Origin of the sequence: Enterococcus sp. DIV1090, assembly GCF_050537975.1 — a bacterium.
Lineage (GTDB): Bacteria > Bacillota > Bacilli > Lactobacillales > Enterococcaceae > Enterococcus > Enterococcus faecalis.
Genome location: NZ_CP172917.1, coordinates 879760 through 905249 on the forward strand (window position 1 = coordinate 879760; position 25490 = coordinate 905249).

A 25490-nucleotide genomic window follows, 5' to 3' on the forward strand; every position below is an offset into this window, starting at 1 on the left:
CATTTTGTTATTTTTAGCAGTATATTTTAGGTGTACCTAAAATATATTAGAGGTTAACCTTCTAACGGGAAGGGCCTTTTAAAATTATTGCAAAACGAAAGAAGGAATTGAATTGAAAAATTCAGAAGAACATGAACCAAAGCAAAGACATCATTTGATTGAATATGCAAATGGTCCTTCGCTTGAAGAAATTAATGGCACCATCGACGTGCCTAAAAATATGAGTTTTTGGAAAACGTTATTTGCTTACTCAGGTCCAGGAGCATTGGTAGCAGTGGGGTATATGGATCCAGGAAACTGGTCTACTTCAATTACTGGGGGACAAAATTTTCAATATTTATTGATGTCGATTATTTTAATTTCCAGTTTGATTGCAATGTTGCTCCAATATATGGCTGCTAAATTAGGCATTGTTTCACAGATGGATTTAGCACAAGCGATTCGTGCTAGAACTAGTAAGACGTTAGGTATTGTATTATGGATTTTAACAGAGTTAGCAATTATGGCTACAGATATCGCTGAAGTTATCGGGGGCGCAATTGCCTTATATTTATTATTTCATATTCCTTTAGGTCTGGCTGTCTTTATTACGGTATTTGATGTTTTACTTTTGTTGTTATTGACAAAAATTGGTTTTAGAAAAATTGAAGCTATTGTTGTTGCTTTAATTGTTGTTATTTTTGTGATTTTTGCTTATCAAGTGGCATTGTCAAATCCAGTATGGGGAGATGTAATTAAAGGGCTGGTTCCTAGCGCAGAAGCTTTTTCTACATCACATGCGGTGAATGGGCAAACGCCACTGACAGGTGCATTGGGGATTATTGGTGCAACAGTGATGCCTCATAATTTGTATTTACATTCTTCTGTTGTCCAAAGTCGTAAAATTGATCGTAAAGATAAAACCGATATTCAACGCGCTTTACGCTTTTCAACTTGGGATTCTAATATTCAATTAACGATGGCATTTTTTGTTAACTCTTTATTATTGATTATGGGTGTGGCCGTTTTTAAATCCGGCAGTGTCAAAGATCCTTCATTCTTTGGTTTGTTTGATGCTTTATCAAATCCAGCGGTTATGAGTAATTCTATTTTAGCGCATATTGCAGGTTCTGGAATTTTATCAATTTTATTTGCGGTAGCCTTATTGGCATCAGGACAAAATTCAACAATTACAGGAACCTTAACTGGTCAAATTATTATGGAAGGGTTTATTCATATGCGCGTACCAATTTGGTTACGTCGGATGGTCACACGTTTGTTATCTGTTATTCCTGTCTTAATCTGTGTTTTAATGACCAGCGGGAAAAGTACAGTGGAAGAGCATATCGCGATTAATAATTTAATGAACAATTCACAAGTTTTTCTAGCATTTGCTTTGCCATTTTCGATGTTGCCTTTACTGATGTTTACAGATAGCCGTGTTGAAATGGGTGAACATTTTAAAAACTCGTGGTTAATTAAATTATTAGGCTGGGTTTCTGTCATTGGCTTAATTTACCTCAATATGAAAGGCTTACCTGATCAAATTGAAGGATTCTTCGGTGATAATCCGACAGCGAGTCAAATTACGTTAGCCGATAATATTGCTTATGTCATCATAGCACTCGTCATCCTCTTGTTAGTTTGGACGGTTGTAGAATTATATAAAGGTGATAAACGATACGCACAGCAGCTTGCAGCTATGGAGCAACAAGTAGAGGAGGTTAAATAATGAAATTTTCAAAAATTATGGTTGGTGTTGAAGAGTCGCCAGATGCGTTAAAAGCATTTCATTATGCTATCCAAAAAGCAAAAGAAGAACAAGCTGAATTGGTTATTGTTTCGATTTTAGAAGAGAAAGAGATTAATGTTTACCAATCGTTAGATAAAAATTATTGGCAAGAACAGTTGGCGAAATTAGAGAAACAAACGGAAAAATATCAACAAGAAGCGTTAGCGAATGGCATCGATAAAGTAAGTGTAATTGTCAATGAAGGAAATCCAGGGGAATTAATTATTAATAAGCTTATTCCTTTGAATAAACCAGATTTGTTAATTATTGGCTCCAAGTCAACTAGCAAATTAAAAAGCTTTTTTGGTAGCCAAGCAGCTTATATGGCTCGATATGCACCAATTTCTGTAATGATTATTCGCTAACAAAATTGAAACAGTTAAAAAAGCCGCCACGATTTACTATTCGTGGTGGCCTTTTTATAGTAATTTTTGTTTATATAAATAAACAGCCAAACTTAGTTGTAGCGAACTATCAGGAAATTCTAGAGTTAAGTGAAGAATCTCTTCTATTTTTTTTAAGCGGTAAATAATTGTATTACGATGTACATACATATTTGTGGCAGTCAACGAAATATTTTTATTCGACTGAAAGTAGGTGTTGATGGTTTCTAGTAGGGAACTTTCATGTTTTTGATCTTCTTTTTCCAATGGTTCAATCAATCGTTGATATATTTTTTGTTTGGCTTGTTTGGTCAGGGTTTCGATCATTAAACGATAAAAAAAGAGGTCGTCATAATTCAAAATAGTTCGTTGTTGTAATTCTTGACTTGCTTGTGCTAAGTGGAATGTTTCTTGTGCTAATTTATAAGAATCACACAGATTGGTGATTTTTTTGACAGTTGGCCCAATCGCTAATTTAAATGATAATTTTGGATTCAGTTTCATTAGTTGCTCTAGTAAATTCTTGGCAAGATGAGTGGTTTGTGCAAGATAGGTGGCTTCCTCTTGTGCTGGATTTTCTAGTAATAAAATAAAGCCAGTTTGTGTAGGAAAGGCAGTAATTTTTTGTCGATATCCTTCTAAAATATGATTCAATTGATGGCCAATGCTATTCATTTGAATAGTCGGATTAAACAGTTGTTCCAATTGTTCAATGGCTACAAGCAAGAGACTAAATGTATCTTTTTCATTTAATTGCAGATAATTACTAAATTCTTGCCAAGCTTGAGGATTGGTATTTTTCTCTTGGATAAGGTCTTGAAACAGCGCCCCGATCTTTTGCCTCGTTGTTAAATTTTCCGAAGATTCTAATTGAAGTTGTGGTAAAAGGTAGTGAGCACAGACCTCCACAGATAATAAATCAATCGTCTGTAATTTTTTGGTAGTTTGCCAAATCACTAAGTAAGATAAGCTGAGATTTTTCTTTTTGATGGGTAAAATTCGCAAAGATAACTTATGGCTCGCTAAGGAAAATTCAACAGTCAATGGTTCTTTATAAAATAATAGGAGCTCATTGTTCTGGGCTTTTAAAGCTGTCTCAAACTGTTTTTTGAGAGTCGCGTTGTTTAAAATACTGGTGATTCTTGTTGGCGCATCAGGTAAATCAAAATGATTCATAATCTGAAAACGCTCGTCTAAAAGCATTACAGGCGCTTGAATCGCGGCACTTAATACTTCCAGTAATTGGGTACTTTTTCCGCCAGCTTTGATAATTGTATAAAATTTATTATGCATATGAACAGAATGTTGGCTAATCGTTTCGTCAGGTTGATTGACTCGGCGATTGACCAATGAAATAATTTGAGAAAAGTTGTAATTATAAGGGATTGAGAGAATTGGTAATCCGACGTCATTCGCTAATTGGATCATCTCTTGTGGAACTTCATTGAAATAACGTTGGACTTTAAAGCCTAGAGCAGCGCAGTTCATATTTGCTAGTTCTTGAATAAGACGTTTTTGCAAGCAAGGCTGATCTTTGAAAATATAGCCGGTAGTTAATAAAATTTCTCCTGGCGTTAACCAGTCAAAAGCATCAGGATTTTCTAAAATATTAGCTTGTAGAATTGGCGCATCTAAATTGGTCTCGTGCGTCAATAAGGTTAAACCAGGTAGTTCTTCTGCATGGAGTAGATCATTGACTGTCATCATTAGCAAGGCCTCCTTTTGTATGAATTATCTAAAAATTAAGCGTATTTATTGTAAGATGTTACAAAACTATTTTAGGGAAAATAAGGTATCCTTATACTAATAGAAAAAAGTTCCAAGTCATTACGTGATTGGTAGTCACAAGTGACCAAATAAGAACAATCAGGGCTTACAACCTATAGAGACGCATCGTTTAAAGATATAGCAATAGTATACTTAATTTTTAATGCTTTTACTATTGTTTCAGCTACTTTAAATTTCTCAAGTATTTCTATAATCTGTAAGTTTTTTGAGACTCTTATCAGATATGCTTCTTTTTCTATATTTTATCAGAAAATTCTGGTAACTTTGAAGGTTATAGTTTGTAAAATGGAGGGATCGGTATGAAGAAATTAAAAATGTTAGGATGCGTCGGTTTGCTTTTAGCTTTAACGGCTTGTCAGGCGGGAACGGGAAACTCGGCTGATAGTAACAAAGCAGCGGAACAAAAAATTGCAATTAGTTCTGAAGCGGCTATTTCGACAATGGAACCACACACAGCGGGGGATACGACCTCGACTTTAGTCATGAATCAAGTTTATGAAGGACTCTATGTTTTAGGTAAAGAAGATGAATTAGAGTTGGGGGTCGCTGCCGAAGAACCAGCGATTTCTGAAGATGAAACCGTTTATACATTTAAGATTAGAGAAGATGCCAAATGGTCGAATGATGATCCAGTAACAGCAAATGACTTTGTTTATGCATGGCAACAAGTTGCTTCCCCTAAATCAGGATCGATTCATCAAGCGTTATTTTTTGATGTCATTAAAAATGCTAAGGAAATTGCTTTAGAAGGCGCAGATGTGAATACTCTTGGGGTTAAGGCGCTAGATGATAAAACGTTAGAAATAACTTTAGAGCGGCCTACCCCTTATTTGAAATCATTACTTTCGTTTCCTGTTTTGTTTCCACAAAATGAAAAATATATCAAAGAACAAGGGGATAAATATGCCACTGATGCAGAACATTTGATTTATAATGGTCCTTTTAAATTGAAAGAATGGGATAATGCTTCTTCCGATGACTGGACCTACGAAAAAAATGATACGTATTGGGATGCTGAAAAAGTTAAATTAACAGAAGCGAAAGTTTCAGTAATTAAGAGCCCAACGACAGCGGTGAATTTGTTTGACTCGAATGAATTGGATGTAGTGAATAAGCTAAGTGGTGAATTTATTCCTGGTTATGTTGATAATCCAGCCTTTCTTTCAATTCCTCAATTCGTCACATACTTTTTAAAAATGAACAGTGTTCGTGATGGAAAAGAAAATCCGGCTTTAGCGAACAACAATATTCGTAAAGCGTTGGCACAAGCTTTTGATAAAGAAAGTTTTGTAAAAGAAGTCTTGCAAGATCAATCAACGGCTACAGATCAAGTAATTCCGCCGGGACAAACGATTGCGCCAGATGGGACAGATTTCACAAAACTAGCTGCTAAGAAAAATAACTACTTAACCTACGATACAGCGAAAGCAAAAGAATTCTGGGAAAAAGGGAAAAAAGAAATTGGGCTGGATAAAATCAAATTAGAATTTTTAACAGATGATACAGACAGCGCCAAAAAAGCTGCTGAGTTTTTCCAATTTCAATTGGAAGAAAATCTAGACGGATTAGAAGTGAATGTTACTCAAGTTCCTTTTACTATTCGTGTTGATCGTGATCAAACGAGAGACTATGATTTAGAATTATCTGGTTGGGGAACCGATTATCGTGATCCATTAACAGTTATGCGCATCTTTACTTCGGATAGTACCTTGGGCGGCGTAACGTTCAAGAGTGATACGTATGATCAATTAATCCAAGAGACTAGAACAACACATGCGGCTGATCAAGAGGCTCGTTTAAATGACTTTGCTCAAGCACAAGATATTTTGGTGAATCAAGAAACGGTTTTAGCACCAATCTACAATCGAAGCATTTCTGTATTAGCTAATCAAAAAATCAAGGATCTGTATTGGCATTCATTTGGACCGACGTACAGTTTAAAATGGGCTTATGTTAACTAATTGAATGAAGGTAGGAAGGGGTTTGTCATGCTTTTAAAAAACTGTAAATTAGAAACAGGATTCTCTACTGTGAATCAGCGAATTGTTGCGACAGAAACAGCTAGCTATGATATTCGAATTGAAAACGAAGTCTGTACTGCGGTCGCACCGCAGTTAAGGCCTTTAGAGAGCGAAACAGTTATCGATGTGAATCAGCAACTCGTTTTACCTGCTCTAAGAGAAATGCATATTCATATTGATAAAACGTATTTTGGGGGACCTTGGAAGGCCTGTCGTCCACTAACGAAAGGAATTTTAACACGTATTGAAGAAGAAACTTGGCTGTTACCTGAACAATTACCAACTAGTTTAGAACGTGCTTGCCAAGTTATTGAGCAGTATATTCAACAAGGCCATTATCATATTCGCAGTCATTGTAATGTAGATCCATCTATTGGAACGAAACATATTGAAATCACTAAAGAAGCATTTAGTCGATATGAACAATACATTACTCATGAAATTGTGGCTTTTCCTCAACACGGATTACTCCGCTCACAAGTCGAACCTTTGATGCGCGAAGCCTTACGCATGGGGGCAACTCATGTCGGCGGCGTTGATCCAGCCCTTGTGGATCGTCATGTGGATCATTCAATCGCAAAAATATTTGAATTAGCTACCACATTTAATAAAAAAATTGATGTTCATTTACACGCCCGTGATACTTTGGGACTTTATGAATTTAATAAATTTGTTGATTATACAGAACAAGCAAAGATGTTTGGCAAAGTCACTTTAAGTCATGCTTTAGCCTTAGGGAGCTTAGAAGAAGCAGCAATTAGAGACATTGCGCAAAAATTTATCGAAACAGGTATTGATTTGACTTCGACTGTACCAATTGGAATGACCACCATGCCGATTCCAACCTTGGTTGAACAAGGTGTTAAGATTTCCGTGGCTCATGACAGTTTGACGGATCATTGGTCGCCTTTTGGCAGTGGCAATACAATAGAAAAATTAAATACAGCCGCTCAAAGATTTAAAATTAGCGATGAGTATCGCTTGAATCGTTTATGGGGCTTAGCGAGTAATTTTGTAACGCCTCTTGATCCTAACGGGCAGCGAGTTTGGCCTAACGTCGGCGATTCTGCAGATTTCCTACTATTTAATGCTGAGAGCACTGCTCACGTGATTGCACGCCAACAGCCAATCCAACAACTGATACTAAAAGGACAACTGGTTGAAGCCGTTCAAAAGGGGGAAAGAGAATGACAGCATCCATTGTTTATTTGAATAATGTTCGTTTAGAAACTGGTTTTGCTAAAGACCACCACGAATTAACGTATACTAAAACCGCACGCTATACTTTAGCGATTCAAGAAGGCAAAATCCAAGCGATTATTCCGCAAAATCAAGTCACTGAAAAGCAACAAGGCACTGATTTAAACGGACAACTGGCTATTCCCGCTTTTCAAGAGAGCCATAATCACTTAGATAAAACCTACCTTTCATTAGGCTGGCGTGCTAGCCAACCTGTTAAGAATTTAAAAGAGCGTTTAGCAGACGAAGCCAGTGAACTTAAATTGTTAGCTCCGTCAACAGAACAACGAGCGACGGCCATGATTGAAAAATTAATTGGTTATGGAGCCTCTTATATTCGGACACATGTCAACATTGATCCTTATGTAGAACTAGAAAACTTCTGGGGCGTCAAAAGAGCCTTAGAAAAATATGCGCATGTGATTGATTATGATATTGTTGTCTTTCCACAGCATGGATTATTAAAAAATCCCCAAACGGTTTTACTCATGAAAGAAGCCCTAAAAAATGGTGGAACAATGGTTGGCGGTTTAGATCCTGCAGGCATTGATTATGCAATTGAAGAATCTTTAGAAACTATTTTCGATCTGGCAGAAGAATTTCAAGTAGGAATCGATATTCACTTGCATGATACGGGGGAAGTGGGTGTTTATACAATTGATAAATTTTTAGACATTTTGGAAGAACGAAAATTTACTCAGCGAACCGCTATCAGTCACGCCTTTGCGCTGCTAGATGTACGACCAGCAGAAAAAGAAAAACTATACCAACGCTTGGCAACGCATCAAACGGCGATTATGTCTACAATTCCTTATGATCCTCGTTATTTATTGCCACCAATTGATGTGTTACGCCAAGCTGGTGTATCGGTTCATTTAGGTAGTGATGGCTTTTTTGACTCTTGGAGTTCTAATGTTTCAGGTGATTTATTTGAAAAATTACGTAATTTTTGTGAAATGACAGGAAAGATTACAGAAGAGCAACTTACTCAAGCTTACGTCCATGGCTGTGGCAAAGAAGCACCTTTTTCATTTGAAGAAGAACGCTTTTGGTTTACAGAAGGCGACGAAGCAAACTTTATCTTTACAGAAGCAGCTTCTACAGCAGAAGTGATTGCTAGAAAACCGCAGAAACGCAAGATTATGTTGAAAGGACAATGGGTTTAACTTGCTTTAAAATTAGGTAGAAATAGAATGCTAAAAAGCCAAACAGAGGAAACAGGGTTCAGCTCTGAGCAACGCATAGTGTCAGTCCTGCGGTTACTCGTCACAGTTTAATCCTTATAAAGTGCTTCTGCTCACAACGTGGATCAGCGTTTCAAGTTTGTTTGTCTCACTTTAACATAGCACTTTTGCGTGTCTTCCTTTATAATAAGACAAAATGAAGGAGATGAACCAAGCATGACTGAACAAACGAGAGAAAACAAAAAAGCAGCCTACGAATTGTGCTTACAACAATTGAGCGGTTTGTTAGAAATAGAAACGGATGCTATTGCAAATTTAGCAAACTCGTCCGCGTTAATTGCACAAACATTACCAGATACCGTTTTTGCTGGGTATTATTTATATAAAGATGAAGAATTAGTTTTGGGGCCTTTTCAAGGGAAAGTCTCTTGTACCAGAATTAAAATGGGCAAAGGTGTCTGTGGTGAGTCCGCGGAAAAACAAGCTACATTGATTGTTGATAACGTGAAGACACACGCCAATTATATTTCTTGTGACTCAGCTGCGATGTCTGAAATCGTTGTACCGATGGTAAAAAATCATCAATTGGTCGGTGTTTTAGATATTGATAGTGGTGTAACAAATAGCTATGATGCGGTTGACCAACTGTATTTGGAAAAATTTGTTACCTTGTTACTAGAAAAATCAGATTTTTAAGCAGACTATTTTTGCTTTCTGACAAATCATGAGAAAATAAAGTATAAAATTTGATCATGAAAGAAGGTGAGTCATTTGTTAGAGCTGTATATAAATTTTAAAGGTGAAGCAAAAGAAGCAATTGCGTTCTATGAAGATGTTTTTGATACAAAATGTCAAAATTTAATGACTTTTGGCGAAGCACCTGAAAATCCTGAGCATCCTATAAACGACGAGATAAAGGATTTAGTGATGAACGCAAGTATCATTATTGAAGGAACCTATGTAATGATTTCAGATGTTCCTGATATGTTTGGTTTTGAAGTTACGGAAGGAAATAACCTTTCGCTCGTGGTTAGCACAGATGATGATGAAAAAATTGATCGCTTATTTAAACGATTATCTGAAGGTGGCACTGTTACAATGCCATTATCTGAAACTTTTTGGTCCAAAAAGTATGGTTCCCTAAAAGATCAGTTTGGCATCCATTGGATGTTTAATTATTATGAAGAAGACTAAAATAAAAAATCCCCAATCCGTTATTTTCATTGGATTGGGGATTTTTTATTCATGAAAGAATTGCTTCTTAGCGATTTGATACTGCCGTTGCTTTTCTGTCCAAAATTGCTGATCGTTTTCATCAATTTTGCGAATGACTTTTGCTGGATTACCCCCAACAATCGTGTTGGCAGGAACGTCTTTTGTAACCACAGCACCAGCAGCAACAATAGCGTTTTTTCCAATTGTAACGCCAGGTAAAATGGTGGCACTTCCGCCAATCCACACGTTATCTTCAACAATAATTGGCGTACCGAATTCTAATTCTGCAGTTCGAATCGTTGGATCAATTGGATGGCCGGCAGTATAAAAACTAGCACGAGGGCCAACCATGACATTATCACCGAAGATGATTTTGTTTACATCTAAAAAAATGCAATCCATATTTGCATAAAAATTTTCTCCTACCTCAATATGGCGACCGTAATCTACATAGAGGGGTGGGGTGATATATAACTCATTGCCAGTTTTTCCTAATAATTCTTTTTCTAGGGCCACAATTTCTTTCACATTATCGATAGGAAGTTGATTGATTTTTTGAGCTAACACCTTGCCTTTTGTTGATTTATTTTCGGGTAAAATGGTGGGGGCGTAATATAATTCACCTTTTAACATTTGCATATAATCAAAGTCATTTTGTTTCATGTAAGCGCTCCTTTAGGCTTTTTCTCTATTGTATCAAATCAATACAATAAGTCGAGGAATATGTAAAATAAAAAAGGATAGATAGCAAAATAGCCTTGCTTATCTATCCTTTACCTAAGGTTATCCAATTTTTTTAACTCTCCCGCCAATTTTATCTGCTAATTTTTGTGCTTCTTTTTCAGAGTGGTAAACTAAACAACCTGATTTATCTCGCGTACGTTTACCATCTGCAGTTAAATAGCCATGAAAAAATTTGATTGCATACATAGACATCACCGCCTTTCTAATTGAAAATAGTGTAAATGGAGCGATTAAAAATGTCAAATAATAGAAGTGCTCTTAACCATTCTTATCTTTTTTAGTTCGAAGATAAGCTTGGTTAAGAGCATCTTTTCACTTAATAAATTAGTTTGAAACGGGTCGTTGAGTGAAATTCCTGTTCAGGTGAGAGGATGATTGAACCGAACAACGGAAATCTTTCAGCACCAGGACAGACTTGGGTTTCAAATGTGAGCGCTCCGTGATTGACTAATTTTTGCCCTTGAATATCGGGACCGTTATCAGCAAAATTTGCTGAAAAAATAACAACTGAAGATTGATCAGTGAACATCTCTAAGGTGATATCTTTAGTAGGACTTTTTAAGATAACATCCGGGTTAATTAAATCATGATTGGTTAAGATGAAAGGGTGATCGAAGCCGTTCATCTTTTGGATTTGTTCATCGTTACTTGAAAAAACCTCAGCTAATTTTTTAGGTTTTTGTAAATCAAAAGCTGTCTGGTCGACGGAAGCTAATTCTCCAAGCGGTAAAACTCTTTCATCAAGCGGGACATACTTTTGGGCATTTATTTGTAACTCATGCGCATCAATGGGGATTGCGGGATTTCCAGTTAAATTAAAGTAGACATGATTGGTTGGATTAAAAAGTGTTTGTTCATCTGTAGTTGCCTGATACTCAATTTGCCATTCATTTTCTTCAGTCAATGTATACGTGACTGAAACAGTGAGATTTCCAGGAAAACCATTTTCACCAGCAGGACTCTCTAGCCAAAATTTCACAGAAGGATTCGCTTGTGCCTCTTGGATTTCGCTGTGCCATTTTTTACTTTCAAACCCAGGTGTGCCACCGTGAAGTGTTGTTTGAGTAGGAGTATTAATCATCGTTTGATACGTTTTACCCGCTAGTTCAAAGGAGCCATCGGCAATTCGGCCAGCTGTTCGACCAATTGTTGCACCAAAATATAAGTCTTTAGACAAATATTCATCTGCTGAGGGAAAGCCTAGCACGAGTGATCGTGATTCATTTTTTGTAAGAGGAACGTCAAGCGCAACAATTCGCGCACCAAAATCTGTTGCTTTTAAAGTCACACCATTTTTATTCGTCAGTGTGTAAAGAAGCATTCCTTGTCCAAATGATTCAGTTGAAATAGTCAAAATAATCAATCCTTCCTTCCTTCAAGTAAATATTTAGTAAATTTAACTTTATTTTTTAGATTATTTAAATAGTCGAAAAGAAACACTAAGAAAATAAATCTTTATTTAATTGTATTGTACACGTTTTCAATCAAAATGACAATCAAGAAAATGTTAAGTAAATATTTGCAAAAGTTTAGTAAATATTATACAATTTGTTTACTAGTGAAAGGAGCGATTAGTGATGGAAGAACTGTTAATGAATCGATTTGTAGAAATATTTGGTGAGAAAGGGACAGCCTGTTATTTTGCCCCTGGAAGAATTAATTTGATTGGTGAACATACAGATTACAATGGCGGTCATGTTTTCCCAGCGGCTATTACGTTAGGGACATTTGGTGTGGCAAGAAAAAGAGACGACCAAAAAATTCGGATGTTTTCTGATAATTTTAAAGAGGTTGGTCTCATCGAATTTTCATTAGAAGATTTAACCTATTCAGATTCAGATGATTGGGCAAATTATCCTAAAGGCGTTTTAAATTACTTGATTGAAAGCGGACACAATATTGATTCTGGCTTAGATGTGCTCTTCTACGGTACGATTCCTAATGGTGCTGGCTTGTCTTCTTCTGCTTCTATTGAACTTTTAATGGGAACGATCTGTAATGATTTATATGCTTTACACTGTCCAATGCTTGAATTGGTGCAAATCGGTAAAAAAGTGGAGAATGAATTTATTGGCGTTAATTCGGGAATTATGGACCAATTTGCCGTGGGGATGGGAGAAAAAGATCAAGCTATTCTACTAGATACCAATAATATGCACTATGAAATGGTTCCCGCCAAATTAGGTGAGTATACGATTGTCATTATGAATACTAACAAACGTCGTGAATTAGCAGATTCAAAATATAATGAACGCCGTGCAGAATGCGAAGAAGCCGTTCGTTTGCTTCAAAAAGAGTTATCTATTGAGTTTCTAGGTGAATTAAACAGCGAGACATTTGAACAATATCAAGCATTGATTGGAGATCCAACGTTGATTAAACGAGCGCGTCATGCCGTCACAGAAAATGAACGAACTTTATTGGCAAAACAAGCGCTAACTGAAGGGGATTTGGAAGAATTTGGCTTATTATTAAATGCCTCACATCGTTCGCTAAAAGAAGATTACGAAGTAACTGGCATTGAGTTGGATACCTTAGTGGCTTGTGCGCAAGAACAACCAGGCGTTTTGGGCGCACGGATGACTGGTGCAGGGTTTGGCGGTTGTAGTATTGCTTTGGTACCAAAGCAAAATATAGATGCATTTATTGAAGCTGTTGGCCAGAGTTATCAAGATAAAATTGGCTATGCTGCTGATTTTTATCCTGCATCAATTGATGATGGTGCCAGAAAGTTATTTTAGAAAGGAAGGCTTTAAATGTCTATTTTAGTATTAGGCGGCGCAGGCTACATTGGCTCACATGCCGTCGATCAATTAATTTCAAAAGGATATGCCGTTGTTGTTGTTGATAATTTATTAACGGGGCATCGTTCAGCAGTTCATGAACAAGCGACTTTCTATGAAGGCGATATTCGTGATAAAGCTTTTTTACGTAGTGTCTTTGAAAAGGAATCAATTGAAGGGGTGTTGCACTTTGCGGCCAATTCTTTAGTAGGAGAATCCGTGGAGCAACCGTTAATGTATTTCAATAACAATGTTCACGGCACTCAAATTGCCTTGGAAGTCATGCAAGAATTTGGAGTGAAACATATTGTTTTTTCTTCCACAGCGGCCACTTATGGCGAACCAAAAGCAATGCCTATTACAGAAGAAACCCCAACGAATCCTAAAAACCCGTATGGGGAAAGTAAATTAATGATGGAAAAAATCATGAAATGGTGCGACAACGCTTATGGAATGAAATATGTTGCTTTGCGTTATTTTAATGTTGCGGGAGCAAAAAAAGATGCCTCAATTGGTGAGGATCACACGCCAGAAACGCATATTGTGCCAATTATTTTACAAGTGGCATTAGGCCAACGAGCAGAGCTAAGTATTTTTGGGGATGATTATGATACACCAGATGGCACGTGCATTCGAGATTATGTTTACATTGAAGACTTGATTGCAGCACATATTTTGGCTTTAGAATACTTGAAAAATGGCGGCGAAAGTGACGTCTTTAACCTGGGTAGCAACAACGGTTATTCTGTTAAAGAAATGTTAGATGCTGCTCGCGAAGTGACAGGCCAAGAAATTCCTGCGACAATCGCGCCACGCCGAGCAGGGGATCCTAGTACGTTAATTGCTTCTAGTGAAAAAGCCAAACGAGTTTTAGGCTGGCAACCAGAAGTAACTGAGGTCAAGGATATTATCGCCACCGCTTGGCAATGGCATGTGAAACATCCTCAAGGCTATAATGAATAGGAGAACATCAGATGATGAAAGAAAGTAGTAAATGGATTGCTGCATTTGTAGAGATAATCATAGAAAATGGCGATTGGACGGAAACAGACCGTTATTATTTGACGAATCGGATTGCCAAACTAGTTGGCTGTGATTTTTTTGAACAACCAGAAGCGGTTGCTTGTGAGCAAGAACCGTTGCGTGTGGTGGAACATCTTTTAAACATTGCACAAGCCAATCACCAAATCGATGACTCAATTACGGAAGCAGAACAACTAGAAGCGGAGTTAATGGATTTTATTACGCCGACCCCAACCACTATTAATCAGAAGTTTATGGACTATTATCAAGAGTCTCCACGAAAAGCAACGGATTATTTTTATCAGTTATGTAAAACGAATAACTACATTAAAACGAAAGCAATCGCCAAAAATATTATTTTCCCAATGGACTCACCCTATGGTAAACTAGAAATTACCATTAACTTATCGAAGCCAGAAAAGGATGCTCGAAAAATTTTGGCTGAAAAGAAAATGATTCAAAAAAAATATCCAGCGTGTATGTTATGTATGGAGAATGAAGGCTATTATGGTCGTGTGAATTATCCAGCACGGACAAACCATCGGATTATCCGACTAAATTTAGAGGACGAAGCTTGGGGCTTTCAATATTCGCCATATGCTTACTATAATGAGCATGCGATTTTCTTTGACCAACAACATCGAGAAATGAAAATCGAGAAAAAAACGTTCCAGCGGCTCCTTAAAATTACGGAGTTATTCCCTGAATATTTTGTGGGCTCTAATGCAGATTTGCCAATTGTTGGTGGTTCTATTTTATCTCATGATCATTACCAAGCAGGACGTCATACATTTCCAATGGATTTAGCACCAATGGAAAAAAGATTTTCTTTGAAAAAATATCCTGGGATAACTGCAGGTATTTTAAAATGGCCGATGTCTGTGATTCGTCTTCAAAGTGATCGTCAAGAGGAACTAGTTGAGGCGGCCGAATTAATTTTGACCAAATGGCGCAATTATTCTGATGAACGTGTCTCAGTTCGGGCCTATTCAGAAGATGGCACACCGCATCATACGATTACGCCAATTGCTCGACGCAAAGGGTCATTATTTGAATTGGATTTAGTTTTACGAGATAATAATGTTTCGGAGGAATTTCCAGATGGCATTTTTCATCCACATCCAGAAGTACAACATATTAAGCAAGAAAATATTGGCTTAATTGAAGTAATGGGACTAGCTATTTTGCCACCAAGGCTGGCACAAGAATTAAGAGAAGTCGAAAAGTATTTATTAAAGCAACCCAATCAAATTGCTGAAAGTCATCGAGCTTGGGCGGATGAACTCAGTCAGCAAACCATCACTGAAGCCAATGTCAAAGAAGTGATCCAACAAGGAATTGGGACAATTTTTGTTCAAATTTTAACAGATGCGGGCGTCTTTAAACGTGATGAAGAAGGCCGTCGTGCTTTTGAACGATTTATTCAATGTATAGAAAATGATTAGTTTGAGGTGAGGAACATCGTAACCATTAAAGATATAGCAGAGCAAGTCGGTGTTTCTTCAGCGACAGTTTCGAGAGTTTTGAACTATGATGAAACATTATCAGTTAGTGATGAAACGAAGAAGAAAATATTTGAAACAGCAGAAACGTTAAATTATAAAAAGCGAGCCAGAAAAAAACAAGCAGGCAAAAAGAAAATTCGGTTTGTCCAATGGTTCAGCGATCCAGAAGAACTGGATGATATTTACTATTTATCGATTCGTTTAGGTGTTGAAAAGCGGGCAGAGGAATTGGGTTTTCTTTTAGTCAAAGAATCTCTGACAAACCTGTCTCAAAAAAGATTTGACGGGACAATTGCCCTAGGAAAATTTGATGAAAAGCAAGTGGCGGCCTTAGCCGCCTTAGGCGCACCTCTTCTATTTGTAGACTTTGATGCAATGGCTTTTGGCCAAAACTCCATTGTTGTTGATTTTGCTGGAAGTGTTAAAACAATTGTGCAAGAATTTTTGGCGCAAGGGCATCAGAAAATCGGTATGCTTTCTGGGCAAGAATATACGAAAGAGTCCCGCGTGGCATTGGTTGATCCACGTTTTGTCGCTTTTAAAGAAACCTTAAAAGATTTGGACCTTTATCATCAAGAATGGGTTGTCGAAGCAGCTTTTTCTGTTGAAGAAGGCTATCAAGCGATGAAAAACTTTATTGAAAAAGCGGACACTCGTCCAACCGCTTTTTTCGCTGCAAGTGATACGTTGGCCATTGGTGCGATGCGGGCGTTACAAGAAACAGCCATTCGTGTGCCAGAAGATATTTCTATCATTGGTTTTAATGATATTAGTGTCGCAAAATATGTTTCACCCACATTAACAACAGTCAAAGTTCATACTGAATGGATGGGTGAGCTAGCCGTTGAGACAATGAAAGAGTTATGCTTGAATACCCCACCAGTTCCTAGAAAAATTATTGTCGGAACGGAATTCATTCAGCGAGATTCAACGAAACATTCATCAAAATAACAGCAAAACTTGGAGAGTTTTTTCCAAGTTTTTTGCTCTTTTCTGCTGGTTTTCAACAATCAAGAAAATGGAGGGAAACAGATGCAACCGAAATTAATTATTTTACGTGGTAATTCTGGTAGTGGTAAAACAACGATAGCTAAAGCGCTTCATCAGTGTCTTAAAGAACAATCGTTATTGATTTCTCAAGATGTGGTGCGCAGAGAAATGCTTCGTGTTAAAGATGAAACAGGTAATCTAAGTATTGCTTTGTTAAAACAGTTGGTAGCTTTTGGTTATCAAGAATGCCAGTATGTGATTGTTGAAGGGATTTTTCAAAAAGCCATTTATCATTCCTTTTTTCAGGAAATAATTCATCTCTTTGAAGGAAACGTTCAGGTTTATTATTTTGATATTTCTTTTGAAGAAACGCTGAAAAGACATAGCCAGAGAAACAAGAATCAAGAATTTAGTGTCGTGGAAATGAAACGTTGGTGGCTACCAGAAGATTATTTAGGGCTTCCGGGAGAACAGCGGTTATCTGAACAACTGTCTGAAAAGCAGATTATCAGGCAAATTTTAGCAGATATTCAGTAGTAAGTGCTGCGCTTTTTAGAGAAATGGATGTTGTGGTATGATAAAAAAGAAGGAGTGGTTTCAATGGATTACCAAGAACGATTAAAAAATTTACCACCTGAAGTCATGACAGCTTTTTCAGAATCATTTATTTTTTTTATCAGTAACGATAAAGTTCAACATTTCCCTGCTCGAGACTTAACGCAAGCTGAAATGATTCAACGAGTGAAAGAGAAATTAGGTGAAGCGGTGACGTGGTCCTTATGGCAAGGGTTCGTTATTGCTGTTAATTCAGAAGAAACATGTGTTGCTATTTTGCCCAAATATCATCAACTCGATGGTTTTTGAAAATGAATAAGGGAGCGAAGAATTATTCGCTTCGTTGTATAAAATGAAAACGTTTTTTTGGAGGAAATGCTGATGTCTGAGCTAGTGGTTATTAGAGAAATGCAAGAGAAAGATATCTTAGCGCTGGATACTCAATTTGTCCAACAAGGTTGGCCAAGTCGCCAAGAGATTTTAATGAACTATTTAGAAGAACAATTAGTCAAGCAACGAACGGTTTTTGTAGCGGAGAAAAAGGCAACGCTGTTAGGTTATGTGACGTTACTGCCATTAGCTAAGGAAGGACCTTTTAAAAATTTATATCCTGAAATAGCTGATTTCAATGTATTCTTACCATTTCAAAAACAAGGAGTGGGGCGGTTATTATTAAATCGTGCAGAAAATGTTGCCAAAAGTTATGCAGATACTGTTTCTTTGGGAGTAGGCCTGCATCCTGGTTATGGTGCAGCGCAAAGATTATATATCAAACAAGGATATGTGCCAGATGGTTCAGGAGTCTGGTTTCAAAATAAGCAGCTGAAACCAAACGATCGGTGTGTTAATGATGATGAGTTAGTTCTTTATTTATCGAAAAAACTATAGAGTAGCCAAAGTAATACTCTATAAATATCATTTAGGAGGTTGTTACCCTTGATTAGAAAAATGAAGCCAACAGATGCAGCGGCGTTAACTATCATTAATAAAGAACAATTGGGCTATGAAGTTCCCGTTGACGTGACCTGTAAACAGATTGAGAAATTACTACTAGCCAGTGACAGAGAGTTTTTATATGTTTATGAAGAAACGAAGACAGGCAAGATTTTAGGCTATGTGCATGCGCAACTGTATGAAACAATTTATTCCCAAACGTTATTGAACGTTCTGGGATTAGCAGTGGCAAAAGAAGCAGAAGGCCGTGGAATTGGCAAACAATTAATGACGAAACTAGAAACGGAAGCTAAAAAGTGTAACTTGTCTGCGATTCGCTTAAATTCAGGGGAACAGCGTACAGCAGCACATCAATTTTATGAACACATTGGCTATATTTCTGATAAAAAACAAAAGCGATTCATTAAATACTTGGATACTTAAGTTATGTCTTTAAAAAATAACAATTTCCTTTAAAAAAATAAGTAAAAACTAGTGAAATTTTCAGCGAATTAGTGTAAAATGTATCTCAATGACTCAACGAGTGTTTCAGCCGAAACACTGTCAAAGAAAGTACATACAAAGAAACAGAAATAGCCATTTTTGATGGCTGTTTTTTTATGGAGGAGGCAAATTATGACGAAAAAAAATAGTATGATGTACTTAGCAATTTCTAACTTATTTCTTGTTTTTCTAGGCGTAGGCCTAGTCATTCCCGTAATTCCCCAATTAAAAGAAGAAATGCATTTTTCTGGTACCACAATGGGAATGATGATTTCTATTTTTGCGATTGCCCAGTTAATCACATCGCCAATCGCAGGTGTCCTTTCGGATAAAATTGGTCGGAAAAAAATGATTGCGACGGGTATGTTGGTTTTTTCAATTTCTGAGTTATTATTTGGTTTAGCCCAAGCGAAAAGCGGTTTTTATATTTCTCGTGGTTTAGGCGGGATTGCCGCCGCTTTATTAATGCCGTCAGTGACAGCCTTTGTGGCAGATATGACCACGATTTCTGAACGTCCGAAAGCGATGGGGCTTGTGTCAGCCGCAATTAGTGGTGGTTTTATTATCGGACCAGGAGTTGGTGGTTTTATTGCTTATTTAGGTATTCGCGCTCCATTTTTTGCGGCCGCATTTTTAGCATTTATTGGTTTTATTTTGACATTAACTGTTTTGAAGGAGCCGGAGAAACGAATTTTAGCCGCTGTTGAAGCGAAAAAAGGTTCATTTATGGATATTTTAAGAAATCCAATGTTTACCTCATTATTTGTGATTATCTTAATTTCCTCTTTTGGCCTGCAAGCGTTCGAATCTATTTATAGTATTATGGCGACTATTAATTTTGGCTTTACCACAAGTGAAATAGCAATCGTGATTACGGTTAGTGGTATTTTAGCGTTGATTTGTCAGTTGTTTTTCTTTGATGCAATCGTCCAAAAAATAGGTGAAATGGGTTTAATCCAATTAACCTTTTTTGCAAGTGCCATTTTTATTGCCGTGATTGCCTTTACAAAAAATAATTTAGTTGTTGTATTTTCAACGTTTATTGTCTTTTTAGCGTTTGACTTGTTTAGACCAGCAGTAACTACTTATTTATCCAAACATGCTGGAGATCAACAAGGAACCATCAACGGACTAAATTCGACATTTACAAGTTTTGGTAATATTTTAGGACCAATGGCAGCAGGAGCTTTATTTGATATCAATCACTTTTTCCCTTATTATGTTTCAGCAGTAATTCTGTTAGGAACGGGCTTTTTATCGTTATTTTTAAATCGAAATAAGATGTAAAAGAAAAAATAAGTATTTGGAATATAAAAATTCCGAATACTTATTTTTTTTTTGATCACCAACCGTTCTTGAAAAAAACAAAAAAATAAACAGTGTTCGCTTGATTAATCGAACGTTTGTTCGTATAATGATTTTGCAAGTGAGGTGATGTTTATGAAATTTGATTATGAAAAAGAACCTAGTCGCGATATTCTTTGTATTGATTGCAAAAGTTTTTACGCTAGTGTAGAATGCGCAGAACGTGGGTTAGATCCGTTGAAAACGATGTTAGTAGTGATGAGTAATGCCGAAAATGCGGGGGGATTAGTTTTATCAGCATCGCCAATGGCAAAAAAAGTTTTAGGTGTTTCAAATGTTACGCGTAAAAATCAAGTGCCCGCTCATCCTGATTTATATGTGGTTCCGCCACGAATGAATTTGTACATGAAAAAAAATCAAGAAATCAATAATTTATATAAAAAGTTTGTCGCAGATGAAGATCACTCTGTGTTTAGTGTAGATGAATCATTTCTTGATGTAACGGCTTCTTTAAGTTATTTTCATTGTGAAACCGCCTATAAAATGGCTCGGATTATCCAAAGAGTCGTTTATAATCATGTGGGTATTTATGTGACCGTTGGGATAGGGGACAATCCGTTACTGGCTAAATTGGCGTTGGACAATGGCGCCAAACATTCGCCAGACTTTATTGCAGAATGGCGGTATGATCGTGTACCAGATACTGTCTGGCAGTTGCCTTCTTTGACAGATTTTTGTGGGATTGGTCGCAGAATGGCTAAACGACTGAATCGTTTAGGAATTGATTCTGTATATGAGTTAGCGCAAGCGAATCCGCATCTTTTACAAGAAACATTTGGCGTGATGGGGCTTCAATTGTATGCTCATTCATGGGGGATTGATCGTACCTTTTTAGGGAAAAAAGCACCACATAAAGCTGAAAAATCATTTGGGAATAGTCAGATTTTACCGAGAGATTATGCGCGAAGAGATCAGATTGAACTAGTCTTAAAGGAACTGACAGAACAAGTGGCTGCTCGTTTAAGAAAAGCGCATTGTCAAACGGAATGTATCACAGTCTACGTTGGTTATTCCAAAGGTCAAATTGACCGTGAAGGACGAACTGGTTGGCGAAAACAACAAACGATTCCTGCAACAAACAATACAAAAGTTTTGATCACCTATGTATTAGCCCTTTTTAGAGAACATTATCTAGCGGGAACCGATGTCCGGCAATTAGGGCTTTCATATGGGAAATTAGTTTGGAATGAATCTTTACAATTAGATTTATTTTCGGAACCAGAAGAGCAAATTAGTGAAATGGAGTTAAACTATCTGATTGATAAAATCCGACAAAAATTTGGCTTTCAAGCTTTAATCCACGCCTCTTCTTTGTTGGAAGGCGCGACGGCAATTCATCGTTCAGGATTAGTCGGTGGACATGCTGGAGGAAATGTCGGTTTAGGAGGATAACATCATGAAACGAACAAAAAAAGAATTTACACCTTATAATGAGTACCATGATCGGCCCTTTGAACTGAAATGGGCGACCGCTTTTGCATTGGGGGAGTTACAAGAAGGAATCGAAGCTTCTGACGAATATTCTAAGAGAGCGTTTGAACGCTTACCGCAACAGACAACAGAAGAAATTGAAGAATACTTAGAGCAGTCTTTAAAAAATAACCAGGTTTTAGAAATCCAATTGAATACATTGGATGATTTTGGCCGTGTTCAACCGCCAATTGTTGGTGTTTTTGAAGGGATGAGTTCAATGGAGTATGCAAAAGTTGGACATACACATATTTTATTTGAAGAGATTCGGCATATTAAAAGTCATGAGTTTACAAAGTGGTCGAGCCTTGATTAAAAAACTATTGTTATACGTGCGTTTTGTGAAAACATATGAGATAATGTTCATAGGTAATAGAAATAAAAATTATGGAGGTGGCTAGGATGGGACATCATTTAAAAGGACACCATGGCAAAAAAACAAATGCGAGTGGCGGCTTTTTAACAAAGTTATTGGCTGGTGGTGCCTTAGTGGGCGTAGGAAAAAAGTTATACGACAATCGTGAAAAAATTAAAGAGCTGTTAAGTGACGACAAAGAAAAAAGCAACGATACTGAAAACAAATAAAGGACTGGATTGACGGAATGGTAAAAGATGCAGCGTATATTATTGAAGAGATTACCACGATTTTAGAAGGAACCTATTTTGTGATAACCAAGAAAGCGAATAAGCGCCGCATGTGTTTACATGTTTCAGATACCGCGAAAGAATTTTTACGTTGTCGACTGGAATATGAAACATTCTTAGAGCAACAGTTTGATTATGCCACAATGTTTTTAGAAACATGTACGGAAGATGTTTCTGTTGAAATTCAAACGGGACTACTTGAAGAAACAAATTATCAAGCATTAACCGTGGAAAAATTACAACAGATAGCCACTAAAATGTAACACAGCTGTTGTGTTAGTTTTGATTCTTAATTTGGTTAAGGAGGCGGATAAAATGTCAGTATATCAACATATTTTGGTTGCTCTTGATGGCTCAGATCAATCTGAAAAAGCTTTTCATGAAGCTGTCAGGATTGCCAAAGAGGAACAAGCTACTCTTTATTTAGCTACAATTATTAATGATGCTGAATTTACGACGAGTCCATTTTCTTTTGAAGAATTGTATGATTTAGAAAAACACAAGTCAGAAGAGATGCTCACTGAAAAGGCAAAACAAGCGAGTGAAATTGGTGTAAAAACAGTCAAAAAAATTGTTGAGCTTGGGAGCCCAAAACGTTATCTTGCCAACACGATTTCTGAAAATTATGCTATAGATTTAATTGTGCTAGGTGCCACGGGAAGAGGTGCTATTCAACGAACCTTGATTGGTTCTACTACAGATTATGTGGTTAACCATGCTTTGTGCAATGTCTTAGTCGTTCGCTAATTGTGAGTAATTAATCAAGGAAACAATGTTTTATCGGGACGTTTTTTTAAATTAAACGAGAGGTGAGTTTATGAAAACAAAAATCGGAAAAACAGTTATCTTGTCAGCGTTTTTATTCACAAGTTTCCTTTTACTGAGTGGTTGTACCTCGGCTGGCGAAGAGATGGAAAAAACAATTGATCGACAGAAAGAAAAAGTCGATAAAACGGTCGATAAGCAGAAACATAAAAATGAAAATTCCATGGAAAGTTACGACGAAAAAGTTGACCGTTCTTTAGATAGTCAAGAAGACAAAATCGATACTACTGAGTAACGGGAAAGCTTTCAACTATCGGCTAGTAAATAAATAATATACAAAAGGGAGCATCCACTGCAGTTATTTCTCACAGCGGATCCTCTCTTTTGTGGTTAAAAAGAAAAAGTTAACTGCTCCCCAACAGTTAACTTTTAATCATGTTGCACATAGTTAAAACACTCTATGTATCATTTATATCATTTGAAACGGGTAGTGTAAAAAGAAATCTCTTGAAAAGAGTCTCCATTTATAGGGAAGAATTCCCATAAAAAAGAGAAACGTATAATCACAGAGAGTTAGAGAAAGCAAAGGGAAATAAGTATGTTAAAATAAGAAGCAAGAAAGAATACAAGTATGCAGAAAATAACAACTAATTAGGTGAAAACAATGGAAATACATTTTGAAAAAGTAACAAGCGATAATCGTAAAGCAGTGGAAAACCTACAAGTTTTCGCTGAACAACAAACCTTCATTGAATCAATGGCAGAAAATCTAAAAGAATCGGACCAATTTCCAGAATGGGAATCGGCAGGTATTTATGACGGCAATCAATTAATCGGCTATGCCATGTATGGACGTTGGCAAGATGGGCGCGTTTGGTTAGACCGCTTTTTAATTGATCAACGGTTCCAAGGACAAGGTTATGGGAAAGCAGCCTGTCGACTTTTAATGTTAATGCTAATAGAAAAATACCAAACAAACAAGCTATACTTGAGTGTTTATGATACGAACAGCTCAGCAATTCGGTTGTATCAACAACTTGGTTTTGTATTTAATGGTGAATTAGATACGAATGGCGAGCGGGTAATGGAATGGACATATCAGAATAAGTAGATAGAACAGGTGAGACAAAAGCCATAGCGCATTTTGTTTCACCTTTTTCTTTTAATTGGTTTCATTTTTTTACTTTTAGTAAGTAAAATGGTAAATTTAGTTCAATCTGTTTTGAAAAAAGAGTTACTGGAGGGTAAGGATGAAAATAGAATTTTTCCATGATGTTATTTGTAGTTTTTGTTTTCCAATGTCTGACCGCATGCATGAGATTCAACAAGAATTTCCTGAAATTGAATTGATTCATCGGTCGTTTGCGTTGGGATGGTCAGCAAACGATTTTGAAACAATGTTTGGCTCACGAGCAGCAGTAAAAGAAGAAGTTTTGACGCATTGGGTGCATGCCAATCAAAACGATTCAAAGCATCGTTTTAATATTGAAGGGATGAGGAAGCAACGATTTGATTTTCCAACATCAAAGAATGCATTATTAGCAGCAAAAGCAGCTGGATACATTGGCAACCAAGACACCTATTGGTTACTGTTTGATAAGTTACAAGAAGGTTTATTTATGAGAAGTTTAAATATTGAAGAGCCAGAAGTAATTGAGGAGCTAGTAAAAGAGACAACGATTGATTTTGCTTTATGGAAAGAAGCTGTTGCTTCCGAGGCTGTTTGGACGGCGGTTCAAGAAGATTTCGCGCTAGCTTCTGCTTATGGTTTACAAGGAGTTCCCGCACTAATCATTAATCAAAAATATTTAATTAATGGTGCAGTACCGAAACAACAAATCAGCCAAACTATTCAAAAAATTCTCGCAGAAGAAAAACAACAGCAACCGTTAGTTTCATTAACTCCTTCTTCTGAAGAGTCAGCTTCGTGTGAGTTTAAGGAAGGCACATGGACGTGTCATTAAGCAGCATAAAATAACGTTATTCTTTGACAAAACGAAAGACTTCTGTAATAGTTAATGCGGGGGTGATAATATGTTTAACGCGTATAGAGAATACTGGAATAATATTACAACAATGAATGCGTCAGCAACACGAGCACAATATTGGTGGCCACAATTAATTAATTATTTGGTGTTAGGGATTTATTCAGCAATTACGGGCGTTTACAGATATATTGAAGTAACACCCAATGATGGAACAATCATTAAAGAATGGAATACTGTGACCATTATCTTTTTCTTGCTGACTGCTTTAATTTGGTTGGCAAACTTTACTGTTCGAGCAAGAAGATTGCATGATCGCGACCACAGTAACTGGTGGATTTTATTCTATTTACTTCCTTTTATCGGTACTTTAGTGATCTTCATTACATTAATTTTGCCAAGTAAAAGTCACACAAGATGGCCAGTGAATCAATCAGAAATTTAATTTGCTGGTTTCGTTTAGCTGATTATCTTAAGAGTGAAAATAGGACATAAGTCGAAATGACTTATGTCCTATTTTCTTTTTGATTTCAGAAAAATAAAAATATCTTCTGTATGATGGCACCTCACATTACGCGGTTCTTGCTAAAAGGGCTATCTTTTTGGTAGATAGGGAAAACCA

Annotated in this window: 29 protein-coding genes; 25 read left to right on the forward strand and 4 right to left on the reverse strand. The window is 36.8% G+C overall.

Features of this window, described 5'->3' with window-relative positions; all coding sequences use genetic code 11:
• The first annotated feature begins 112 nt into the window (after nt 1–112).
• Nucleotides 113–1711 (forward strand): Nramp family divalent metal transporter, encoded by a 1599-nt coding sequence (locus tag IGL48_RS04270; protein WP_002382010.1) that lies wholly within the window; start codon nt 113–115, stop codon nt 1709–1711.
• Nucleotides 1711–2136, forward strand: a complete 426-nt coding sequence (locus IGL48_RS04275) for a universal stress protein (protein ID WP_002358161.1) — start codon at nt 1711–1713, stop codon at nt 2134–2136. The genes IGL48_RS04270 and IGL48_RS04275 overlap by 1 nt, the downstream gene beginning before the upstream one ends.
• Before the next feature lie 54 nt (nt 2137–2190).
• Here the strand turns inward: IGL48_RS04275 and IGL48_RS04280 are convergent, their stop codons facing one another.
• Nucleotides 2191–3861, reverse strand: coding sequence for a PucR family transcriptional regulator (locus tag IGL48_RS04280; RefSeq protein WP_002375257.1), 1671 nt, complete (start codon nt 3859–3861; stop codon nt 2191–2193).
• 380 nt (nt 3862–4241) lie between these two features.
• Between IGL48_RS04280 and IGL48_RS04285 the strand changes: the two genes are divergently transcribed.
• From IGL48_RS04285 to IGL48_RS04305, 5 genes are all read left to right on the forward strand, one after another.
• Nucleotides 4242–5903, forward strand: a complete 1662-nt coding sequence (locus tag IGL48_RS04285; protein ID WP_002363656.1) for a peptide ABC transporter substrate-binding protein — start codon at nt 4242–4244, stop codon at nt 5901–5903.
• Nucleotides 5904–7154: an amidohydrolase family protein gene (locus tag IGL48_RS04290; RefSeq protein WP_025190699.1), complete on the forward strand. Its 1251-nt coding sequence runs from the start codon at nt 5904–5906 to the stop codon at nt 7152–7154. It abuts the gene before it with no gap.
• On the forward strand, nt 7151–8368 hold the full coding sequence (locus IGL48_RS04295; RefSeq protein ID WP_010777513.1) for an amidohydrolase: 1218 nt from the start codon (nt 7151–7153) through the stop codon (nt 8366–8368). Before IGL48_RS04290 ends, IGL48_RS04295 begins: the two co-directional genes overlap by 4 nt.
• A 234-nt stretch (nt 8369–8602) precedes the next feature.
• Nucleotides 8603–9082: a GAF domain-containing protein gene (locus IGL48_RS04300; RefSeq protein WP_002358155.1), complete on the forward strand. Its 480-nt coding sequence runs from the start codon at nt 8603–8605 to the stop codon at nt 9080–9082.
• A 66-nt stretch (nt 9083–9148) separates the two neighbouring features.
• A complete protein-coding gene (locus IGL48_RS04305; RefSeq protein ID WP_025190700.1) occupies nt 9149–9580 on the forward strand; it encodes a VOC family protein in 432 nt (143 codons plus the stop codon).
• Nucleotides 9581–9625: 45 nt separating this feature from the next.
• On the opposite strand, the gene IGL48_RS04310 is transcribed toward IGL48_RS04305, so the two are convergent.
• The 3 genes from IGL48_RS04310 to galM all read right to left on the reverse strand — a co-directional run bounded on the left by IGL48_RS04310 (nt 9626) and on the right by galM (nt 11666).
• Nucleotides 9626–10264, reverse strand: a complete 639-nt coding sequence (locus IGL48_RS04310; protein ID WP_002365472.1) for a sugar O-acetyltransferase — start codon at nt 10262–10264, stop codon at nt 9626–9628.
• A gap of 120 nt (nt 10265–10384) precedes the next feature.
• Entirely contained in the window at nt 10385–10531 is a 147-nt protein-coding gene (locus IGL48_RS04315; protein ID WP_002384758.1) for a hypothetical protein, read from the reverse strand.
• Between the two features lie 130 nt (nt 10532–10661).
• Nucleotides 10662–11666 carry a galactose-1-epimerase gene (gene galM / locus IGL48_RS04320; protein ID WP_025190701.1) on the reverse strand — a complete coding sequence of 335 codons (1005 nt, stop codon included), beginning with the start codon at nt 11664–11666 and terminating at the stop codon, nt 10662–10664.
• Between the two features lie 256 nt (nt 11667–11922).
• Here galM and IGL48_RS04325 point away from each other — a divergent pair, with 256 nt between their 5' ends.
• The 18 genes from IGL48_RS04325 to IGL48_RS04410 all read left to right on the forward strand — a co-directional run bounded on the left by IGL48_RS04325 (nt 11923) and on the right by IGL48_RS04410 (nt 25313).
• Entirely contained in the window at nt 11923–13086 is a 1164-nt protein-coding gene (locus IGL48_RS04325) for a galactokinase (RefSeq protein WP_002384756.1), read from the forward strand.
• A gap of 15 nt (nt 13087–13101) precedes the next feature.
• Nucleotides 13102–14091: a UDP-glucose 4-epimerase GalE gene (gene galE / locus IGL48_RS04330; protein ID WP_010710165.1), complete on the forward strand. Its 990-nt coding sequence runs from the start codon at nt 13102–13104 to the stop codon at nt 14089–14091.
• 14 nt (nt 14092–14105) lie between these two features.
• Nucleotides 14106–15596 (forward strand): UDP-glucose--hexose-1-phosphate uridylyltransferase, encoded by a 1491-nt coding sequence (gene galT, locus IGL48_RS04335; protein ID WP_025190702.1) that lies wholly within the window; start codon nt 14106–14108, stop codon nt 15594–15596.
• Between the two features lie 6 nt (nt 15597–15602).
• The gene (locus tag IGL48_RS04340) at nt 15603–16607 is read left to right on the forward strand and encodes a LacI family DNA-binding transcriptional regulator (protein ID WP_010824520.1); all 1005 of its coding nucleotides are present in this window, start codon (nt 15603–15605) and stop codon (nt 16605–16607) included.
• 9 nt (nt 16608–16616) lie between these two features.
• Nucleotides 16617–17183, forward strand: coding sequence for a kinase (locus tag IGL48_RS04345; protein ID WP_025190703.1), 567 nt, complete (start codon nt 16617–16619; stop codon nt 17181–17183).
• 27 nt (nt 17184–17210) lie between these two features.
• On the forward strand, nt 17211–17510 hold the full coding sequence (locus IGL48_RS04350; RefSeq protein WP_430601661.1) for a hypothetical protein: 300 nt from the start codon (nt 17211–17213) through the stop codon (nt 17508–17510).
• 66 nt (nt 17511–17576) lie between these two features.
• Nucleotides 17577–18089: a GNAT family N-acetyltransferase gene (locus IGL48_RS04355; protein ID WP_016614953.1), complete on the forward strand. Its 513-nt coding sequence runs from the start codon at nt 17577–17579 to the stop codon at nt 18087–18089.
• Between the two features lie 48 nt (nt 18090–18137).
• On the forward strand, nt 18138–18578 hold the full coding sequence (locus tag IGL48_RS04360) for a GNAT family N-acetyltransferase (protein WP_010824522.1): 441 nt from the start codon (nt 18138–18140) through the stop codon (nt 18576–18578).
• 192 nt (nt 18579–18770) lie between these two features.
• Nucleotides 18771–19925 (forward strand): multidrug efflux MFS transporter EmeA, encoded by a 1155-nt coding sequence (gene emeA, locus IGL48_RS04365; protein WP_002358140.1) that lies wholly within the window; start codon nt 18771–18773, stop codon nt 19923–19925.
• Nucleotides 19926–20078: 153 nt separating this feature from the next.
• Nucleotides 20079–21395, forward strand: a complete 1317-nt coding sequence (locus IGL48_RS04370; RefSeq protein ID WP_002358139.1) for a Y-family DNA polymerase — start codon at nt 20079–20081, stop codon at nt 21393–21395.
• 4 nt (nt 21396–21399) lie between these two features.
• A complete protein-coding gene (locus tag IGL48_RS04375) occupies nt 21400–21789 on the forward strand; it encodes a hypothetical protein (protein WP_002358138.1) in 390 nt (129 codons plus the stop codon).
• A gap of 71 nt (nt 21790–21860) precedes the next feature.
• Nucleotides 21861–22058 carry a hypothetical protein gene (locus IGL48_RS04380; RefSeq protein WP_002375234.1) on the forward strand — a complete coding sequence of 66 codons (198 nt, stop codon included), beginning with the start codon at nt 21861–21863 and terminating at the stop codon, nt 22056–22058.
• Nucleotides 22059–22075: 17 nt separating this feature from the next.
• On the forward strand, nt 22076–22381 hold the full coding sequence (locus IGL48_RS04385) for a hypothetical protein (RefSeq protein WP_002358136.1): 306 nt from the start codon (nt 22076–22078) through the stop codon (nt 22379–22381).
• Between the two features lie 52 nt (nt 22382–22433).
• Nucleotides 22434–22865 (forward strand): universal stress protein, encoded by a 432-nt coding sequence (locus IGL48_RS04390; protein WP_002391595.1) that lies wholly within the window; start codon nt 22434–22436, stop codon nt 22863–22865.
• A gap of 70 nt (nt 22866–22935) precedes the next feature.
• Entirely contained in the window at nt 22936–23178 is a 243-nt protein-coding gene (locus IGL48_RS04395; protein ID WP_002358134.1) for a hypothetical protein, read from the forward strand.
• 369 nt (nt 23179–23547) lie between these two features.
• Nucleotides 23548–23994, forward strand: a complete 447-nt coding sequence (locus IGL48_RS04400; protein ID WP_002390030.1) for a GNAT family N-acetyltransferase — start codon at nt 23548–23550, stop codon at nt 23992–23994.
• 139 nt (nt 23995–24133) lie between these two features.
• Nucleotides 24134–24847, forward strand: coding sequence for a DsbA family oxidoreductase (locus tag IGL48_RS04405; protein ID WP_002369662.1), 714 nt, complete (start codon nt 24134–24136; stop codon nt 24845–24847).
• 70 nt (nt 24848–24917) lie between these two features.
• Nucleotides 24918–25313, forward strand: a complete 396-nt coding sequence (locus IGL48_RS04410) for a DUF805 domain-containing protein (RefSeq protein ID WP_002358131.1) — start codon at nt 24918–24920, stop codon at nt 25311–25313.
• Nucleotides 25314–25490: the final 177 nt, after the last annotated feature.

Bases quoted from the DNA above. Each gene is read 5' to 3' on its own strand.
- IGL48_RS04275 (WP_002358161.1), top strand. From the start codon at position 1,711: ATGAAATTTTCAAAAATTATGGTTGGTGTTGAAGAGTCGCCAGATGCG.
- IGL48_RS04280 (WP_002375257.1), bottom strand. From the start codon at position 3,861: ATGATGACAGTCAATGATCTACTCCATGCAGAAGAACTACCTGGTTTA.
- IGL48_RS04285 (WP_002363656.1), top strand. From the start codon at position 4,242: ATGAAGAAATTAAAAATGTTAGGATGCGTCGGTTTGCTTTTAGCTTTA.
- IGL48_RS04295 (WP_010777513.1), top strand. From the start codon at position 7,151: ATGACAGCATCCATTGTTTATTTGAATAATGTTCGTTTAGAAACTGGT.
- IGL48_RS04300 (WP_002358155.1), top strand. From the start codon at position 8,603: ATGACTGAACAAACGAGAGAAAACAAAAAAGCAGCCTACGAATTGTGC.
- IGL48_RS04310 (WP_002365472.1), bottom strand. From the start codon at position 10,264: ATGAAACAAAATGACTTTGATTATATGCAAATGTTAAAAGGTGAATTA.
- IGL48_RS04315 (WP_002384758.1), bottom strand. From the start codon at position 10,531: ATGTATGCAATCAAATTTTTTCATGGCTATTTAACTGCAGATGGTAAA.
- galM (WP_025190701.1), bottom strand. From the start codon at position 11,666: ATGCTTCTTTACACACTGACGAATAAAAATGGTGTGACTTTAAAAGCA.
- IGL48_RS04325 (WP_002384756.1), top strand. From the start codon at position 11,923: ATGGAAGAACTGTTAATGAATCGATTTGTAGAAATATTTGGTGAGAAA.
- galE (WP_010710165.1), top strand. From the start codon at position 13,102: ATGTCTATTTTAGTATTAGGCGGCGCAGGCTACATTGGCTCACATGCC.
- galT (WP_025190702.1), top strand. From the start codon at position 14,106: ATGAAAGAAAGTAGTAAATGGATTGCTGCATTTGTAGAGATAATCATA.
- IGL48_RS04350 (WP_430601661.1), top strand. From the start codon at position 17,211: ATGTTGTGGTATGATAAAAAAGAAGGAGTGGTTTCAATGGATTACCAA.
- IGL48_RS04355 (WP_016614953.1), top strand. From the start codon at position 17,577: ATGCTGATGTCTGAGCTAGTGGTTATTAGAGAAATGCAAGAGAAAGAT.
- emeA (WP_002358140.1), top strand. From the start codon at position 18,771: ATGACGAAAAAAAATAGTATGATGTACTTAGCAATTTCTAACTTATTT.
- IGL48_RS04370 (WP_002358139.1), top strand. From the start codon at position 20,079: ATGAAATTTGATTATGAAAAAGAACCTAGTCGCGATATTCTTTGTATT.
- IGL48_RS04375 (WP_002358138.1), top strand. From the start codon at position 21,400: ATGAAACGAACAAAAAAAGAATTTACACCTTATAATGAGTACCATGAT.
- IGL48_RS04380 (WP_002375234.1), top strand. From the start codon at position 21,861: ATGGAGGTGGCTAGGATGGGACATCATTTAAAAGGACACCATGGCAAA.
- IGL48_RS04385 (WP_002358136.1), top strand. From the start codon at position 22,076: ATGGTAAAAGATGCAGCGTATATTATTGAAGAGATTACCACGATTTTA.
- IGL48_RS04390 (WP_002391595.1), top strand. From the start codon at position 22,434: ATGTCAGTATATCAACATATTTTGGTTGCTCTTGATGGCTCAGATCAA.
- IGL48_RS04395 (WP_002358134.1), top strand. From the start codon at position 22,936: ATGAAAACAAAAATCGGAAAAACAGTTATCTTGTCAGCGTTTTTATTC.
- IGL48_RS04400 (WP_002390030.1), top strand. From the start codon at position 23,548: ATGGAAATACATTTTGAAAAAGTAACAAGCGATAATCGTAAAGCAGTG.
- IGL48_RS04405 (WP_002369662.1), top strand. From the start codon at position 24,134: ATGAAAATAGAATTTTTCCATGATGTTATTTGTAGTTTTTGTTTTCCA.
- IGL48_RS04410 (WP_002358131.1), top strand. From the start codon at position 24,918: ATGTTTAACGCGTATAGAGAATACTGGAATAATATTACAACAATGAAT.